18 protein-coding genes and 1 pseudogene are annotated in these 17,727 nt (G+C 57.8%); 1 reads left to right on the top strand and 18 read right to left on the bottom strand.

The window, feature by feature from the left end:
• Positions 1-300 (top strand): annotated as a pseudogene (locus tag HMPREF2857_RS11030) (IS256 family transposase); the annotation flags it as partial.
• A 124-nt stretch (positions 301-424) separates the two neighbouring features.
• On the opposite strand, the gene HMPREF2857_RS10805 reads toward HMPREF2857_RS11030, so the two are convergent.
• The 18 genes from HMPREF2857_RS10805 to HMPREF2857_RS10730 form a co-directional block, all read right to left on the bottom strand.
• The gene (locus HMPREF2857_RS10805; RefSeq protein WP_070644293.1) at positions 425-817 is read right to left on the bottom strand and encodes a hypothetical protein; all 393 of its coding nucleotides are present in this window, start codon (positions 815-817) and stop codon (positions 425-427) included.
• A gap of 9 nt (positions 818-826) precedes the next feature.
• The gene (locus tag HMPREF2857_RS11025; protein WP_083310571.1) at positions 827-1,354 is read right to left on the bottom strand and encodes a phospholipase A2; all 528 of its coding nucleotides are present in this window, start codon (positions 1,352-1,354) and stop codon (positions 827-829) included.
• Between the two features lie 104 nt (positions 1,355-1,458).
• Entirely contained in the window at positions 1,459-1,686 is a 228-nt protein-coding gene (locus HMPREF2857_RS10800) for a hypothetical protein (protein ID WP_070644290.1), read from the bottom strand.
• A gap of 153 nt (positions 1,687-1,839) precedes the next feature.
• Complete coding sequence (locus tag HMPREF2857_RS10795) at positions 1,840-2,544, bottom strand: hypothetical protein (RefSeq protein ID WP_141752763.1); 705 nt, start codon at positions 2,542-2,544, stop codon at positions 1,840-1,842.
• A gap of 3 nt (positions 2,545-2,547) precedes the next feature.
• A complete protein-coding gene (locus HMPREF2857_RS10790) occupies positions 2,548-3,075 on the bottom strand; it encodes a DUF4913 domain-containing protein (protein WP_070644285.1) in 528 nt (175 codons plus the stop codon).
• Between the two features lie 27 nt (positions 3,076-3,102).
• Positions 3,103-4,842, bottom strand: a complete 1,740-nt coding sequence (locus HMPREF2857_RS10785) for a type IV secretory system conjugative DNA transfer family protein (protein ID WP_070644282.1) — start codon at positions 4,840-4,842, stop codon at positions 3,103-3,105.
• Positions 4,842-5,510 carry a hypothetical protein gene (locus HMPREF2857_RS10780; RefSeq protein WP_070644276.1) on the bottom strand — a complete coding sequence of 223 codons (669 nt, stop codon included), beginning with the start codon at positions 5,508-5,510 and terminating at the stop codon, positions 4,842-4,844. The genes HMPREF2857_RS10785 and HMPREF2857_RS10780 overlap by 1 nt, the downstream gene beginning before the upstream one ends.
• Positions 5,511-5,547: 37 nt before the next feature.
• Positions 5,548-6,240, bottom strand: a complete 693-nt coding sequence (locus HMPREF2857_RS10775; protein ID WP_070644273.1) for a hypothetical protein — start codon at positions 6,238-6,240, stop codon at positions 5,548-5,550.
• A complete protein-coding gene (locus tag HMPREF2857_RS10770) occupies positions 6,237-7,283 on the bottom strand; it encodes a permease (protein ID WP_083310569.1) in 1,047 nt (348 codons plus the stop codon). Before HMPREF2857_RS10770 ends, HMPREF2857_RS10775 begins: the two co-directional genes overlap by 4 nt.
• Positions 7,280-7,852 (bottom strand): hypothetical protein, encoded by a 573-nt coding sequence (locus HMPREF2857_RS10765; protein ID WP_070644269.1) that lies wholly within the window; start codon positions 7,850-7,852, stop codon positions 7,280-7,282. Before HMPREF2857_RS10765 ends, HMPREF2857_RS10770 begins: the two co-directional genes overlap by 4 nt.
• Positions 7,853-7,856: 4 nt before the next feature.
• Positions 7,857-9,947: a VldE C-terminal domain-containing protein gene (locus HMPREF2857_RS10760; protein ID WP_070644266.1), complete on the bottom strand. Its 2,091-nt coding sequence runs from the start codon at positions 9,945-9,947 to the stop codon at positions 7,857-7,859.
• Between the two features lie 3 nt (positions 9,948-9,950).
• Positions 9,951-10,238, bottom strand: a complete 288-nt coding sequence (locus tag HMPREF2857_RS11020) for a transposase (RefSeq protein WP_083310568.1) — start codon at positions 10,236-10,238, stop codon at positions 9,951-9,953.
• On the bottom strand, positions 10,235-11,947 hold the full coding sequence (locus HMPREF2857_RS10755) for an ATP/GTP-binding protein (protein ID WP_070644263.1): 1,713 nt from the start codon (positions 11,945-11,947) through the stop codon (positions 10,235-10,237). The genes HMPREF2857_RS11020 and HMPREF2857_RS10755 overlap by 4 nt, the downstream gene beginning before the upstream one ends.
• Positions 11,948-12,754: a hypothetical protein gene (locus HMPREF2857_RS10750; protein WP_141752762.1), complete on the bottom strand. Its 807-nt coding sequence runs from the start codon at positions 12,752-12,754 to the stop codon at positions 11,948-11,950. It abuts the gene before it with no gap.
• A gap of 101 nt (positions 12,755-12,855) precedes the next feature.
• Positions 12,856-14,328, bottom strand: a complete 1,473-nt coding sequence (locus HMPREF2857_RS10745) for an SCO6880 family protein (protein WP_070644258.1) — start codon at positions 14,326-14,328, stop codon at positions 12,856-12,858.
• Positions 14,329-14,330: 2 nt separating this feature from the next.
• Positions 14,331-16,184: a hypothetical protein gene (locus HMPREF2857_RS10740; RefSeq protein ID WP_083310567.1), complete on the bottom strand. Its 1,854-nt coding sequence runs from the start codon at positions 16,182-16,184 to the stop codon at positions 14,331-14,333.
• Positions 16,184-17,104: a DUF8175 domain-containg protein gene (locus HMPREF2857_RS10735; RefSeq protein WP_141752761.1), complete on the bottom strand. Its 921-nt coding sequence runs from the start codon at positions 17,102-17,104 to the stop codon at positions 16,184-16,186. The genes HMPREF2857_RS10740 and HMPREF2857_RS10735 overlap by 1 nt, the downstream gene beginning before the upstream one ends.
• Before the next feature lie 6 nt (positions 17,105-17,110).
• The gene (locus HMPREF2857_RS10730) at positions 17,111-17,725 is read right to left on the bottom strand and encodes a DUF8175 domain-containg protein (protein ID WP_070644301.1); all 615 of its coding nucleotides are present in this window, start codon (positions 17,723-17,725) and stop codon (positions 17,111-17,113) included.
• Positions 17,726-17,727: the final 2 nt, after the last annotated feature.

Genomic DNA, 17,727 nt, shown 5'->3' with positions numbered 1-17,727 from the left:
AGGCAAACCATGCACCACCGATTCCGATGGTGCTAGTGGAACATCCCCACACCCACCATCGCCTCATTCCGCATCCACGACCAAATCTTCCTCGACGCGACCTATCTAAAGTCCGGATGCCTCCTGATCGCAGCCAGTAAAACCCACGTCATCAACTGGACCTGGGCCAGACACGAAACCACCGCCGCCTACACCGAACTCCTACGCCCCATTGCCGCACCACTAATCGCAGTCACAGACGGCGGACAAGGTGCCCAATCAGCCATCCACCACTGCTGGCCAACAGCACGCATCCAAAAAGGCTGGATCAAATAACCGCAACACGCCCGGGAAAGACACACTTTTCTTTACTTAACCCCCTATTAACCCGGAAAACCCCGCATGAGAGATTCATGCGGGGTTGAGAGGGGGCTAGAAGAATAAACTACTTTCGAAAAACTCTGGTTACTGCTCCAATTACCAACAGGAGTAGCAAAACGACAGCAATAAAAGCGGCTACCGGGGGACCGAAAGCCAAGTCTAAGTTAATTCCAAAGACTTCACCATTAATCGAATAGGCAACTATAGCAATGGCGGCCAAAATCAAGGCTAAGACGTTAACAGCTACAGCGAATTTTGTGTACAACGTCCTTCCCCCTGACCGGTCGGAGAAGAACAAAAACAGCCACACCACTTGAATAGCTAACGCTAAAGCGTAAGCGAGTATGATTCCGGTGCCCCGTTCTGGAGATGGAATTAGCGCAACGCAGGCAGCAGATCCGAGCAGTGCAAATGGGTAACCGACTTGGTATATGAGTTTTTTATTCGAATGTTCCATACTTAAGCCTTAGTTAAAGATTGGCGGCTTGGGGTCTCCGCTCTTTCCACCGTTTTGTTCAACGGCAAAGACGTATCCATCCGCAGTACGTCGACAATCGAGCGCGGAGTCAGGATCGGTAGCGTACTTCTCGTTGCAGTTGGCATACAAGTTGCTACGAAACTCCTCGTCACAGTTCATTTTGCCCTCACTTTTTACGGTAGGTACGGCATTTGGATTAGCGTCATAGCACATGTCGTGGCGGGCGCAGGGGCCTCTGAAATCCACACCAGGTTGGTCAGGAGATGAGGTACACCAGTCATGTCGCCCCTTGTACAGTTTTGCATCATCTCCAGGCTGCATATGATCCCCTTGGTGATCATAGACATATTCATCGGGCACAGTAGCAGGTCCGCCGCTAACTTCGCCTTCTTCAAGGCCGTTGAGCTGTACGGCGAATGCAGGTGATGCCGAGCCAAAAACAAGCAGCGCGGCAGCTACTGATACAAATAAAGATCTAACTTTCAATCGTCCACTCCAATATCTCAGCGAACCCATTTAGAGTTCGGCCCTCCATCTCCTTTCGATGAATCCTATTTTTATTTACATGTTTTCGATATTAGCCAGACGGCTACCAGGGGGTAGTCATTTGGCTACCATCATTATTTGCATCCAGACCAATCAATGGCTGGGCCAGCTGAATCAGCCAAAGTTGGCACAGCAATCCCTTCCGCACAAGGAATTAGTACCGATTCGAAAGTCTTTATCACTTCCGATTTAATAACTTCCGCCTGCTCCTGCGGCACGGAAAGCACAATTTCATCGTGGACAAAGATACGAATCATGGACGCGATTGAAGAAGGAAGTGCCAGCACTCCTTCGAGAAACACGTCTCTGGCTGTTCCTTGTCCATATGCTGCCGGGACTTGGGTGTAGGCCCGGTCAGGGGACACCGCCATCGACACCAGCTACCAACACAACCTCGGCATCCAAAAAGGCTGGATCAAATAACCCCAACACGCCCGGGAAAGACACACATTTCTTTACTTAACCCGCTCTGCCTCCGCGATGTCGTCCTGAACGTCGATTGCCTCTACAGACTCTTCCGCGCCCGCGACCGATGAATCCGATAGTGCTTCTTCGGCAAGAGCAGCCTGCAATCCATCCGGAAATGCCTGTTCAGCAAAAGCAAAAGAATCGCTAACGTCTGCAGGCGATACCCATTCTTCGGCGACTGCACCGTCGTGATCTAATTGCTCTATTGCCTCGTCCGAAACAGAGTTTTCTTCCACAATCTGGTCGACTTCATCGACCATGGAGGCAATTTCCTCGGCAGCCAGCATCCCCATACCGAATCCGACACCACGACTAAACGACTCCGATTCCCACACCGACGCGCGAGGCTCCGTGTACTCCGGACGGTGATGCCACTGCCCCATTGCACGCGCAGAATCGTAAAAGCCGCGCTGTGACATCTCATCTGCAACCATCGTGCGATCCAGATCATTGTCCAAAATCTGGGCGCTGACCGCATGCCGGACTAGCTCTCGTCCTGGCAGCTCGCGGACTTCGTGCCGATTGAGTCTCGCCTGGCGATCGCGCAACTGAGACTGCGCGGCGTTCTGCCTATCGAGAGTGCGGTACCGCTGAGCAATCACCCGCCGTAATTGCCGATCGGCCTGCTGTAACGCTTTAACATCTGCCCGCTGTTGCTGGGCACGCAAGTACTCACGCTGGTGGCGTTCCATCGGCTAAGCGCTCCTTCGCGTCGACATCTTTTCTCGCAACGCTGTTCTATCTGACGCTAACGGCTCTAAGACCACACTGCGCTCACCACGACAGCGCTCAAATGGCCCGTTATGACGGTCAGTCAGCCACTTCATATGAAACTGGCCAATCGTGCGTAGCCATTCCTCTTCCCCCGTCGCTGGCGAGGCCGCGACTTTCGCCTCGAACGTGCCCCACATCAGCATCATCCGGCGCAGCACTGCCGGGTGCTCATACCACCGGGGAGACCAATGGGTATCCGAGGTTGCTGGAAACATCACCGCTACATACGAGTCAAAGAAATCGAATACGTCCTTGTACCGGGTCTCCCGCTCCTCCTTTAAATTGCGCGATGACCACTGCCCCACCGCTTCGCGCGTGCGTGTACGGACAGCATCAGTGAAATCGTCTTTGGCCACCATCGCCGACAGCTCATCAGCCAGCGTCTCCTCCATGACCGCCGACAGGTGGGGTGCAATCGTTTTTTCCACCGTGTCATAGAAAAAATCCATTGTTGAATCCTCCGTTGTCGTCGTATGCTACTTCGCCATCGCCTCGGCGATGGCAGGCTCAAAATCGCGCTCCCACCACGGAACGGACTCCACAAGCATGGGTGCTGCCTTTTGCGGAATGACGACCATCACTCCGAACGGGAGTGCCTGCAGTTCCGAAACGGTCAGCGTGCGTTTTTCTGCAATTGAGGTGCTTCTCGACGACTTGCCCCACGTACCGTCTGACGATCGGGATGTTCGGTGTTCCTCATGGTCGCCGATAAATGCCGACAGCTCCGAGAGGAACCTCTCATCTTTAATGCCGCCGCCGTAGACCACACACGAGTTGGTCAGCATGTCACGCGTGGGATCTTCGCCCCAAATGCGTTTCGCTTGGGTAAACGACTGCAAAATCGTCGTGATAATAATCGAGCGCGACCCATAATGGGAGTACTTGTTCGCCAGCTCGCCCCATTTGACCGTGTTGGCCGCCTCATCAAGTGGGCAGACCAACGGTACAGGCAGTCGGCCACCCGGCTGCGATTCACCGTACTCCTCGGCTGCATCCATCAATGTCACCAGCAGTGCCAGCGTCAATGCCGACGCAGACGTGGGTCCTTCTTTACTCAACAAGTACATCGTTGGCCGACCGCCTTGCTGTGAGTCCGCCATAAAAGCGTCAGCATCGAAGCGACGTTTGCCGGCAGCTGGAGTCACCCACTGGCCAGGGACTTCATGCTCAAGTGCGGCGACCATCTGCTGCGCGTTAGCAAACACGCCAGATCGCGTCCGCGACGTCAGCTCATACTGTGCCTGCAGCGCATCGGCTTTACGATGCCACCCATGTCGGCGCAGCAGCTCTACCGGCTCTTTATCTGTTTCGGCACCCGCCCACAACACCAGCTCGGTAATCGGAAGGTTTTCACAGCACGCTGCCAGCAGCCAGCCCGCGACCAGCCGCTGACCGCCCTCGGAAAACATGTCTTTGTTTCCCTCTGACAGCCCCGCGTCATCACGAAACAGCCTTGCTAATCCAGTTGCCGCTGCATCCCACTCGTCGACACTGCGACGACGGATAAAGTCCAGCGGATCAAAGAACCAATCCGGTTCCTCCTTTGTCCAAATTCGCTGCGGATCAAAGACAAATACTTCCCCTACGGCCTGTCGTCCTGCCAGCGAATCATCGACCGTATCGCGTTTATTCGAGGAGGTAATCACTCCTCCTGGTGCCGACAGGATTTGTGGCAGCACCTGTGTCGAGGTTTTTCCTCGACGTGCCGCCCACAACTGCGTCAGCAGCGTTTCGTAGTCGGCGTACACCGGCTGGCCGGTGCGGAGTTCTTTGCCGAGCAATACCCCCGGTGCCGCTCCCTCTCCGAGTTTAAGTCCCATCCGCTGTGATGCTGCACCCGTGCTTTTCCCAGACATCGAGGCAATGTCAGACTTGGAGGCCATGTACTTCGCATTCGGCGCAATAGCTCGTCCCTTTTTCTGTGCGCGTCGCGATGTCACCTGCACCGCGACGACGGTGGCCACCAACGCAAGCACAGCTCCCAGCACCGTAATGCTGACTGCTTCACTGCCCCCGAGCACGACTCGTCCTTTGGCAATGCCGACGACTAATGCCACCGGGTTAACTGGCACGTCCTGCTGATCGCCGCCAAAAAGCGGTGCCAATTTCAAACCACCAAGGACGATGCCCCAGATGATCCCTAGCCCGCCCAGCGCGATTGCTAGGGGTTTTTCATCGCCGGAGGGGTTTTTCAGGTTTCGCACATTGGTGGCCATCAGTCCGCCTCCACGAGTGCAGCTAGATCATTGTCCTGCCACTTCTTATAGCCGGGAGCCTCCGCCATATCGACTGCCCGCATGTCAGCATCATCGACGTGGACATCAACGCCGATGTTAAACCGCGCACCCGTAATACGCAATGCGGCAATGTCCAGTTCAGGGCACGTAGTGGTAATCAGAACACGTCCCTGCGTCTTTCCTGCCGCCTCTAGTGCCTTATGCGCCAGCCACACTGCTTTGTCGGCGGCCGACTGCTCTGCGCTGACGAGATCTCCCGCAATGCGGATACGGTCATCGTCAAAGAATCGCCCGTACCATACCGGAGTGTCGTCGACATCGACGACAGCAAAGGCTGCTGCTCCATCGTCTTCGGCTGCTGCAGACCACAGGCACACGACCGGGACATCCGTGATGTTGTCGAGTTCCTTAGCCTTTGCTTCCAGGCTTGCCTCGAATTTCTCGTTCGCTGCTGCGCGCAACGCGTCGTAGCGCACGCCGATTTTCAGCAGGCAATGTTTGAACTTCGGAAAGTCCTCCTTCGTCATCAGCGAGTGCTTCTCCGCGAACGCATTGAGGTCCTTGTGGGAGGAATAGCCTTTCAGTTCGGTCTTGTTTTCGGCGATGAGGTTGTCGATCTCAGTCCACCGCTGCTTGATTGTAGTCATGGTTTCTTTCTCTCCTTCGAAGTAGTTTTTTCACTCGTTATGCCAGCCGGGCGACGTCGTAGCCGACATCGCCGACCTCACGGGCATCAACGACGCCTACGCGAGGGACAAAGTCCCGATCAGCAGTCCCCGACCCGGGAATCAGCACCACCGTTGCCGACACCCACGCCCCATCAGGGATCTCGCTGAGTCTGCCGGTGGAGTCGTTGAGCTCCACGAAGTAGGCTCGCGCATCGGCGGCGCAACAGGTCACTGTTACGCGACCGAGCCGTGCAATCTGTCCCTCACGTTCCAGTTGGCCGGTGACAATGACCTGACGGCCCTGAAGTCTCCCATCGGCTGGGGTTGCTGACCGTGCGACGACCTCGCGCAGGCCAATTTCTACTGGTTGCACCGGTAAATCAGGCCATGATGCTGGAGACCCCGATCCCACTGCTGCTGCGCGGTTGGCAACATCAACCTGGGCGGGCAGCAATGCTGCCGGGGTCAGCACTGCGACGACCGTGACGATCAGCCCTAGCGCCCACGGGGTGATACGATGCCCATCGTGGCCTGCGTGGTTGGCCCTACCGACAAGATCCATCACACCGAAGAGGGCCATCACCACGCCGACGGTGATCACTACCGCCGGGTGCATTGTCACCCACGCCGAATAAGACCCGTCGATACCGACGCGCAGAAGCCCCAGGCCAAAAGCGAGCATCAAAGTGCCTGTTAGCCACCGGCTCATAGCGACCACCCCAGTACGGTGCCCGCGACAATCGCGCAGGCCATACCCGCGACGATTCCGGTGGCCGCAACCACCTTTGTCGCACGATGCCCCAGCATCCCGTCCATCATCGCGGCCAGCTTTAAATCGATAATCGGGCCGACGATAAGAAAGGCCAACAGTGCCGGGGCAGGCAGACCGACGAAGGATGCGGCAACGAACGCATCACCCAGCGAGCACAGCGACGCCACCACCGCAATCGTGGCCATCAGTGCCACCGAAACCCACACATTGTCGCTAATCGTCGCCACAGCAGAAGCTGGAAGCAAAGCAGATACTGACGCAGCAATGGCACCACCGATGACCAGGAAGGTCGCTGCCCCGACTGCATCGTGGCGCACCATAGCCAGCCACTGTTTGCCTCGCGACTCCTCCACAGGCCTATGGCACGAGCACCCATGCCCATGGTCATCTTCATGCTCGTGGTCATAACGGTCCAGACGGGCCACGACTTCCTGGTGAATGCGCCCAGAGGCCGCCGACACGGCCAACCCGACGGCAATGACCGCAACCAGAGCCGCTGCCCACCGAGCAACTGCCATCTGCGCCCCACCGAACGCAATCCAGGTCGCCACAAAAACAATGGGATTCAGCGACGGGGCGGCCACCATAAACGTCAATGCAGCTTCCGGGCGCACCCCGGATCCCATCATTCGCCGCGCAACCGCAACCGACGAACACTCACACGTCGGAACGACGATTCCTGCCACCGCCCCAACTAGCGTTGCCCCGAACCGATTGCCAGGGATGACCCGCCCCCAACGGGCAGGAGTCATCACCTGGGCAAGGCTTGCCGAGACCACTGCCCCAAGCAAAACGAGCGGCAGTGCCTGGACACAAATCGCAGCAAACGTCGCTAGCGCCACATGGAATCGTGGCATAGCGGAAATCAGCGCGTTCGATGCCGGTCGCACCAAATCCGGCAGCAGCGCCACCAGGGCCACGGCCCCAACCGTGGCCGTGGCCATCGAGCCTGAGGGCTGACGATCTAGGGCGGCGATCATGGCAGGCTCCTGACGTATTCAACATCAGAGAGTTTCCACATTCCTGCTTCACGCACCATCGACGCTCGAACCTCCGAGGCCGACAGCGGAGTCCGCTCACCATCGGCGTGCCACACAAACACCCGCAGCTTTAGCGGCACCGTGGCGCTGGTTGCTTCCTCAGCCGGTTCACGGAACTCACGCGTCGGTTCCGCTACCGCATGGACCCGGTCACCACTTCGTGCCCACGCATCCCACTGATCTGGTCGCGGTGCTCCCTCGGGGTCTCGGGCAAGCTTTAAGTATTTCCCGCTGAGTCGGTCAATTACCCGCGTAGCTGCATCTGCAGGGCTGGAATCCTCACCGGGGACAAACGAGTTAACCGCAGCTACCGTGCTTGCTGCCGCCGTGCCCGCTGACCCTCCAATGGGATCAGTTCCATCAGCATGGGGATCTGCGCCTGTTGCGCCACTTCTCATCAGCACCACCGCAAAGGCCGCAGCCACGAGCACTACAGCGCTAATACCGACAGTCAGCAGCGTGCGGCGGTTGTCTGCACACCATTCCTTGTTCCAGATGCTTTGCTTCATTGTGTTAGTTCGCCTTTTCTTCGAATCGCTTAGCGTGCTCTGGGATGATTTTGACGTACTCCTGGGTTTCCAGATACGGCGGAATACCTCCGAACCGCTGAACCGCACCACCGCCAGCGTTATAGGCTGCCAGCATCAACTCCGTGTCATCACCGCTGACCGTCCCATTGGCTTTCCATTCCTTGACCTGTTTGGCCGACGAGCACAAATACCGTCCTGATGCCATGACTGCATCGGGAATATGGTTCGGGCTGCCCGATCCTGGCGGTCCAGCAACCTCACCGTTTTCATCGACCTTCGCGCCCACGCCCTTCCACGTCTCTGGCATGAACTGCCCCGGCCCATTGGCTCCCTTGATGCTGACTGCGGTGGTCGAAAACTGCGACTCCTGATAAATCAGACCGGCAATCAGCGGTGCGGGAGCTTCCTCACACAGTTGTCCTGCTAAGCGAATCCACTTTCGGTACTCCTCGGGAATCTCTCCATCATTAAGCCCAACGTCAACGCCAGCTATCGGGTCGCAATCCTCACCAGCGACTCCAGAGGGGCTACCCGGCACTTCCGAGCCGCCTTCAGGTGCTTCGCCATACTTCTGACCTTCCTTGGGGAAACCATGGCCAATCGTCGTGACATGGATGTGGTCAAAGTGGTTCTGGGTCGGCGATCCGCGGTCTTCCATAATGTTGCCTTCCCCTTCAGCGGGGATGTACTTCTGTCGCCAGATGAAGTACTCCACCTGGAAGTAGTCCCGGTTGCCGTAGAGGTACTCCAAGATATCGTCGCCGAGCTGCTTTCCCTCCTCGGTATCCCAATTGGGAATCATAATGTCGGCTGCCCGACCCGACGGGTGATCGGGATACGGGTCATACGGACGCCACCCACCGATAGTCTCAATCTGCGGGAACCGCTGCGCAACTGACCGTGCAAGACGAATCGTGTCAACCTGCAAATGTTCTTCAGACTGAATGACCGGTGAATCTGGCACCTCGCCACCGCCGGCAGCTGAGCCTGGCCCCTTGCGTCGTGGGGATTTCTTATCACTCGATTTCTTCCCCACAGCATCAGCGAGCATGCTGGCAAAGGCTGCCTTGCCTGCCTCACTGTGGTGAATTCCATCCCCACCGACATAATCCGGGTGCTGTGCGACCAGTGCTGCCCAATCTGCGACTGTCACCTTGTCAGCGTTCGCCTCAACGAGAGGATTAACCGATGAGGCAGCCGACACCTTTGGGCCTGCCACCGTTGTGAGCACCACCCGCGCGTCACCAGCCGCCTCAAGGGTGTCGTCAATATCTTTCTGGCTAAACGGGCCGTTCGTACCCAACGCCATGACAACGGTTTTCACCTTAGGTTTTTTCTGCTGCAGAATCTTCAAACCCTCGCTGTACTGGCGGCCTCCCTTAGCATCGATGTCAGCGCCAGGCAGAGCCTTTTCCAACTGTGCTTTCGCACCGACACTCAGCGAGTCACCGACGAGGAACACGTCGGCTCCGTCCGTCGAGGTAGATTTTCCCGCTGACCCCGGCTCAACGGCCTTTTTCAGCCACGGCATCGGATCAATGTCGTGGCCACCGTCGCGGCCTCCTTCCCACACCTCAAAGTGAAGGTGAGACCCCTGCGGGCCAGGAGGTGATACCTCACCGTTGTAGCCCTCATCGGCGATATGCTGGCCAGCCTTTACCTTGTCACCGACCTTGACATGAATGTCTTCTTCGAACACGTGTCCATAGACCGTCGAGTACAACTTGCCGTCAATCTGATGGTCAATGACAACCCAATCACCGAATCCGGTAGCGGAACCAGCTTTGGCCACGACCCCATCAGCGTAGGCATACAAAGGAGTGCCGTGGCCCTGGGCTATGTCTAGCCCAGCGTGTGACGGGCGCTCCGGCGTACGCCAGCCCGAGGTGATGTGATCGAGTGCATTTTTCTCCGGCAGCGAATACGCTCCGTCCGGAACACCGCCGTCTGCTGACGACGTTCCAGCTCCACTTTGTGGGCTGCACCTTTCGTCGGCATCATCGTTTCCCAACACGGTGACAAACACGACGATAAACAAAATCAACGACACGACGAAGGCAACAGTGGTTCGCATCTACTACTCCTCATCATTGTGCGACTCAGCATCGTGGCTCTGCCGACACCGACGGAGCTCTTCACGCAACCTCGCGTTTTCCGCCTCCAAATCCAGTACCCGCGACGCACGCGTTACCGGCCACCGCCCTGCGTCAGCGACCCAGGAATACACGGTCGTCTTAGATACGCCATGATTCTTACCAACAGCATTTGCTGCCGCTGACGGAGACGGATAAGTACGCCACGTCCGGTCGAACTCATCGATAACCCTCCGCTTGACCTGCTCGGGATACACCCATCCTCGACTCATGCCAAATCACCTGCCTGGAAGAACTCATCGAAACGAACGTTGGTGTCATGCAAGCGCAGCTCGCGCTCCGCTGGGAAAAGAATCGTCTGCACTGGAATCCCCGGAGAGCCGTCTTTCGACGGCTTAATCATGAACCGGCCACGGCCTGGCGGAGTAGCACGTGAACCGCGTGTGCGTGACCGCTTTGGTGGCGCGCCTTTCGACCACGAGGTAATCATCTGCGCCTCCGCCGGAGAGAACTGCAGGCGAGAGGATAAAATATCCAACTCGCTATTCGGCAGACCACCGCAAATGACCATGCCAGCACGTTCGATAAAGCCCATCGCGGTCTTGCGATCTTCTTCGGTCGGTAGCGCTTCGAGGTCTTTGAAAGTATGGGTAATCATGTTCAGTACCGTCGCGTCGGTGCGGTTAAGTCGAGTCAATCCATCGACTTGTGCGACCATGCCCGGAGCCGACGACAACACCTGCCACATCTCATCGAGTGTGACCGAGAAATATTTCTGTGGCCCCAGGCCTGCATCCGCGAGCATGTGCGCCGCCTCGATCGCGCCGAATGCTGACGACCAGCAGGCCATCATCACCGCAGCTTTCATGGCACCATCACCACGGTCGATAGCAGAGACATCAATGCATACCGCTGTGGAGTCCACATCAATCGGGGTGGTCGTCTGTCCAGAAAAAATCTGCCCCGTCGCACCATCGAGCAGCGAATTCAACGACAAGATCAACGAGTCGATGCGCTGATTCCACTCATCTTTCGACCGCGCCCTGCCCTTTTGCAACAGCAGTTCCGATCCTGCTTCCAGGTGCGAAATGAGGTCTTTCAGCTCTGGTGGGTTTGCCCAGTCGATATCCTCCTGCTCATAAATCTCACGCAAAGCAACCGAAATCAACATCGATTCAAAGTCAGCAATTTTCTCACCTCGTCCCAGCCCCACAAGCGTGGCCACCATCGTGACCTGACGACCATGCACCTGCTCTTTGGCACGCTCGATAAGCTCTTCTTGGCCTTGCTGCTGAAGCTGTTCACGTGCGGCCTCCAGCTGTGGGATAACGCGCCCGAGAGCACCGACATCCAGCGGATTCATATGCCCTAAACCGTGGCCAATAGTGATCACCTGGCCACCGACCTGGTGAACGAAACCGCGATACTCGCCTTTAATATCACCTGCACAGATAGGGATATGACCTTGGGCAACATCGCCCATCAACATTTTGCGAATCAGCGTGGACTTACCCAAGCCCGGCAGCGACAGCACGAAACACGACGGGTTAGCGATAATCCCCTCACGAAACCACGCCAGCGGATCGCAAGCGACCTCGGCCTGGGTGGTGACATGACGACCAAGAGGCGTACCAATCACCGGCGACGGGGCACCGACGACATTCGGATTAAAACCCGCGCCTAGATTCGTCGTTGTCTGCCACTCCTGCGGCCCCGAGATCACCCGTGCAGTACCAGCGCTATGCCCAACAAACCCGTTGGCACGCGGGCTGCCGTAGGCTTCTTCGAAATGAACAGGCGCACTCCCCCGGGAAGCTTTACGTATTTGTTCGAAATGCGCGTCGCGACGCCGCCGCGTCTTTTGCCACTTGCGGTATTCCCGACCACGTCGAGACAACGCCGGCGGCACATGCTTCTCACCGGCTTCCACCGCCTCATGGAAGTGCTGCCAGTCAATATCACTCATCGTTGTCTGCGCCATCTACGCCACCGCCTTGACAACATCAAGGTGCTGCCAGCCCAACACTCCGCCGCCACACATCGTGGCGACAGCAATGCCCGTACGCCCCCGCAGACGATGCACACGCAACTGCACGTGGGGATCAAGTGCGTCAATGATCACCCCGGCGACATCGGCAACTGCCTCGGGCGAATCCTCTGCCGAGATGGTCAAAACCCCAACACGTCGGCCACTGCCCTGCCCATCGAGGCCCGGACGAAACTGGCGCGCAAGTGCCACCCGTGGCCCAACCTGAATGGCGCTGGTCGCTTCCACGACCTGGGTCTCCACATCCGGCACATCAATGTCAACAGCAAAGCCCACATGCGCCACACCATCGATAACCACCGAATCAGGTGTTTCTTCCACCTTTTTCGCTACTGGTGGCCACGCAGGTGTTTGCACGTCTGACCACGAATAGGCTGCCAGCTCCATCACCTGGTTGCTGGTCAATGGGGTCGCTGCCAAATTGGCGTCGGCAGCAGCGTTAAACAGCTGGGTTGACCGGCGTGCCAGGTCAGCAACAAACTCATCATCGTCACGGCGCTGGGACTTAGACCGTGCGCGAAAGGTAGCCCACAAACGCGCAGGTGCAGGGGATGCCCCACCACTCATCACTGCCGTCGTCGCTACCAAGCCGTCGACGTCGCCAAGCCCGCGCTCAACGTCAACTAACAGCCGCGTATCAAACATCGGCTCGTCAAAGACCAACCCCATGGAGGCCTGTGCCCGGCTGCGGTCGATAATCGCCGCAAATGAGAACCCCGCTGCGTCGATACTTTCTAACATGCGAGTACCTCGCATTGCTGTCGGGATGATTCCCGACTCGCTTTTCTTTCTTTGCCACCACATGGCTGTCAGTTCCTTCTTCGTTTCGTTGTGTGGCTCGCCTACGCGGCAGCCATCTGCGAGGTCGTTTCCTTGTTCCACGGCACCTGGCCTGCACCACAGGTAATGGCAAAACCGGTATCCTGCTGCCGATCCATCGAGGCCAATCGAATCGACGCGCCTGCACCCAGTTGCTCGATGTCATGGCGCATACGCGGCAGCATTTCCTGCCGATCAGTCGTGGCCGTGACAAACAGCGAATAGCGGCCAAGCTGCGCTCCTCGTGCTTGCGCACGTCTGGCCGCCTCTGTGTGCTCCAAACGCATCTCGGCCTTTGCACTGGTGATTTTCTTCGATGAGTTCGCTGCCACCATCGCGTCTCGGTGCTCCTGCTCCACACGCGAGGCACCGGCACCGGCTTCAAAAGGTCTGTACACCAGGCACACACGCTTGCGATCAACTCGCGCGTGCGGTGCTATCAGGCCGGTGAGCAACATGTCTTCAAATGTTGATCGGGGCGCTTCCCGCATCTCCCATGTCACTGAATGCCAGCCGTCATGGGTGTACTGGTCCTTGAGCGTTTTTGCCACCGAGGGGCCAGCATCGTCCCAGTTCATACCGTGGGGCTGCCCGGAGACGCGTAGTGACTCAAACGGATACTCCGCCGACGGGTCGTAAAAGCTATGGATCCTCGACACTAGTGTGTCCTCATCCATCGGCTCGGCGATAATTCCTGCCCAGCCCAGCGAGGTGTACCAGCCCGGCAGACGCGTCGACAACTGGCCGATAAATGTTTCGTCCTCGATGACTTCACCGTCAAACTTGACCGTGATAGCAATATGCGACTCGACTTCCGGAACATGAATGCCCAGGTAATCTGCGGCCTCTGCCATGACACGACGTGCAATCGGTGCTGCCGAGTCCACAACAATCGAGGAGACTTCCTTATCAACCAGCTGTCCGGTACCCGGGCGAGTCGACACCACTACCGCTGTCGAGACCACGTCACCAGACAAGCTCAGCATGGCCAGCCATCGTGACCACTCTGCTGTCATGGCATTGCGCTCACCTTGTGTCATCGCGGTTTGACCTGTCAGCTGACAGTCCAGAAAGACGGTTGCTTCCCGGCGTGGTCGATCGAGCACTGTGACAAACTCTCGGCCATCAGAATCCACACCGGTCATCGATTCCGTCCGCGCTAACATGCCGGGAAGTCGGTAATGGCCACCCGGCACCCGAGACAGTCCACCAGCGATGTAGGTGTCCTCTCCCCTATGCCGCCGGCGCGAATCATCACGAAGGATCTGACCCATCTCGGCCACTGTTCGCGACGACCACCGCACTGAAATCAGCACTGCAATAACCGCAGTTAACGGCAGGACGACCGTAAACCCAAGTTTTCCTAGCCCTAACAGCTGCAGCAGCAAGAACCCGAAAAACCCCACAGCCACCACAATCGTTGCCTTGAGGGAAAAACCGCCAAGGCCGGTGCGCTGGGGCGGTTGCCCCAGTGAATACTGAATTGGTTCATCCATGACTACTGATGCCTCCCGCCTGCAAACCCGCTGACTCCAATGGAGTCATCCAATACGCGCTGTGTATGGCTTGCGCCCTGCGCCGCCCCTCGGGCGGCGGCTGCACCGACTTTCATCGCTGAGGCTGTGCCAGACAGTCCTGCTGCGCCGATACGCTCCGTGACGGTTGCCGCACGCGTTGCTGCTCGGCTCGTGCCTGCCGCAAATGCACCCATCCGCTGCCCAAATCCACGATTGGTTTGGGTCCGAGCCGCCGTACCTGGCTGCCCGGACGACGTCGCTGCTGCAGCAGTAGACTGCCCGCCACCGGCACTCGATTGCCCACTTCCGGCAGGAGAAGCGCTGCCTCCAGCAGCCGTCGGTGCACTTCGGCTACCACCGCTGGCAACGCTGCTTGCTCGCGAACTTCCCGTCGAGCCGCTGGGAGTCGTGTCACGGGCAGGTGCCGCGCCGCTGCCTCCCGATGAACCGGCCTTGGGTGCTCGTCCCGTGGAGCTGACCGGTGCTCCGGCTGCGCTGGGTGCTGGAGATCCGCCTGCTCCACTTGCGCCCGCAGCTCCCTTGGCTGCTGAGGCTGCGAGCATCGACGAGCCGCCACTGGCCACCATTGCTCCGGCTCCGAGTGCGCCAGCCACCCCTGCCCCGGCTGCCTGAGCCAGTGGTGCGGCCCCACCGCCACCAGCTTGCGCTGTCATCGGCGCAATCACCCGCACCAGGGCTGGCGCACAGAAACCTGCCAACGCAATCATCAACACGTTGACTGCGGCGGTGAGCACGTCCCCCTCTGCAGGCTGGCTAGCATTCCACATCACCACTGCATACAGCAGCGCAGCCAGCGGCTTATAGGCCACTGCTGCAATCATGTAGGCAACGAGATTGTTCAACATATTGCGTCCTGTTTCACTGAAACTCGACGCTGCTGCCAGTGGAGTCAGCCCCACAACAATTGGCAAAATCAGTGTTCGAACCACCAGCGCAAGAATCTGCATGAGGCCACCGAGCAGTGAGACAATGGCGAGGATCATCAATATCACTGGTCCGCCCATGGACTCATCTAACGCAGCCAAATCAACGACCTGGTTCGGGTCAGTGACACCAAAGTTCTCCATAATCTTGTTGGCGAGAACATCCGTGGCAATCAATGCGCCAGGAACCGCAGCAACAACACCAAAGCTAAAAACGATGTACTTGACCACCACGCCAGCGGTTTCTTCTACCCCGTCTTGCAACCCCATTCGGCGTGAGGCGGCAATCCGATAGCCTCCGATGATGAAAGAGCAAATCAGTGCCATGGCTGCAAGCCCTGCCACGATGTTCTTCACGCCTTGAATGTTTGCGTCAACGTTGCGTGTCTGGGCAGTCGAAAAATCGAACCAAAACGTCATCGTCAGCTGAAGCACTTCAGCGTTGCCCTCAATGAGCGCCTGCACGAATTTGCCGACGGGATCTTCCCAATACTCGCCGGCTGCTTTCACCGCCGTATCCAGCGGCTTCTTCATGTTGCAGGCTGCCGAGTTGACCGTACGCCCGCCTTTAGACCCCAGCGACTGATCCTTTTCATAGTGTTCAGCCAACCGCCGGTACTCCTCGGGGTGGTCTTTTTTGATTTTCTCGATGACCTCAGGATTAGCCTGAGCATTGAACTTCTGGCCATCCTCAACGTACTTTTCAAGATCAACCGTGCCGTCTTTCACCAGCTGTCGGGTAGCTGCCTCGTCGTAGGAACGCGAGATGCACTCCTCATAGGCTTCATCTCCGGTTGATTTCTCATCATCAGCAGCAGCCGCATTACCCGCTCCTGCGAGCAACACCAACGCCACAACGAGAAGCACTTCACCAAATTTGCGCAAGCTCATCACTGGTAATCCACCAATGTGTACCCGTCGAGCGACTCGGGGGCCGGACGAGAAATGGCGGCATCGTTCGAACCCGACAAATCCACCACCCAGTCATTGTTCGTCCAGCGCAGCGACATCCTCGCCGCCATGGCGGTATCTGGTCGTCCCGGTGTCGGCTCGCCGTAGACTACGTCGACAACCATGAGGTCGCCTCCACAACTGATGATTTTGTAGCCGGTCGCCCCGGGCATCGTGGAGGCGCGAGCCAATCGAGACGGCCCTTCAGTGTCAAGATTTTTGTCAGCGCGCTCCTGGGCGACCTGCACAGAATCTGCCCACAGTGCCTTATCGATTTCTTCTCCCACCTCATCGCCCTGGGCAGGCAGGCCGTAGCCCAACTGGTTGATTGCCGCCATCACCGCACCTTGCGGCGAATGAGCGTAGCCGCGTGGAACCGCGCGCTCCATCCGTGATGGGCCAGCCTCAGTATTGACGGCAAGGAACCGAGCCTTGACATATTGCAGCTGGGTGTCACCCGCCAAGTCGGTGTTTTCACACGCATCCGGCTGATCTACCAACGCGGAGGAGGCAGGCAAATCACCCAACGGATTTCGTGGCGTAAATACTCGACGGGACGACACCGGCTCCGTGGCGTACTGGCCAGGAGTGGCAAACTGTGCGTCAATGTCACCATCAAGCACATCGGGCCAGCTGCGCTGATTGCCATCCACACTTGCACCCGGGGTATTGCCATCAGGAAACTGTTTGTCGTTGGGATTGTTCCTCGTAGATTTTTCCTTCGACGACGGTGATGTCGGCGACTCAGCAGACTGCGTATCGTTTGTTCCTGTTAAAACCATGTAGCCGCCGACAACGATCGCCACGAGCGCAATCGTGATACTGACTAGGACGGCGAGTGTTCTCGTCGATTTACTCACTGCTGATTACCCCTCGAACTTGACGAACGATTCAAATTCCGCGTCCTTGACCCCCACCAAGTCCGGCTCCTGGCCTTGTGGCGGAACAACGATGCGCCAATCACCGCTGGAACGGTCGAGCTGCACCGGGTAACCCAGTCGCCCATGATGCGGATACTCGGCCACAATGACTACGACAGCTTTGTCCTTGGAGAACTCGGAGAACTTAAAGCCCTTGAACTGTGGCGGATTCTTCACATCGCCGTCAATATCCATCAGCGACCGCGCCTGCGCCCACTGATCGCGGCCTTGCCCCGGAGCCAGCATCCATTTAGAAACCTCCGGCCAGACCTCTTCACCTGCGGTGGACATGTAAACCTGCCCATTGATTGCGGCCATCACCGCACCCTGCGGAGACGGTGCCCAACCATGCGGCACCGGGTCAGTGTTCTTTGGCCCGTCATCCTTGGATGACGGCACTTTAATACCGCGGGTTTGAGCACCTGACCAGCTCACATTCTTCGGAGCCGCAGTGGTATCCCATTGCTCACGTCCAGCGGAGGCCTCCTCGTCATTGGAGCAGCCAACCAGAGCGCCTGCCGCAGCAGTAGCAGCAAGCAGGAGAGAAGTCATCTTTTTCATGG

Origin of the sequence: Corynebacterium sp. HMSC076C10 (assembly GCF_001812455.1) — a bacterium.
In the GTDB taxonomy this organism is placed as follows: Bacteria; Actinomycetota; Actinomycetes; order Mycobacteriales; family Mycobacteriaceae; genus Corynebacterium; species Corynebacterium jeikeium_D.
Note: the sequence above shows the minus strand (reverse complement) of the source record. Positions and strands in the feature narration are given on the sequence as shown.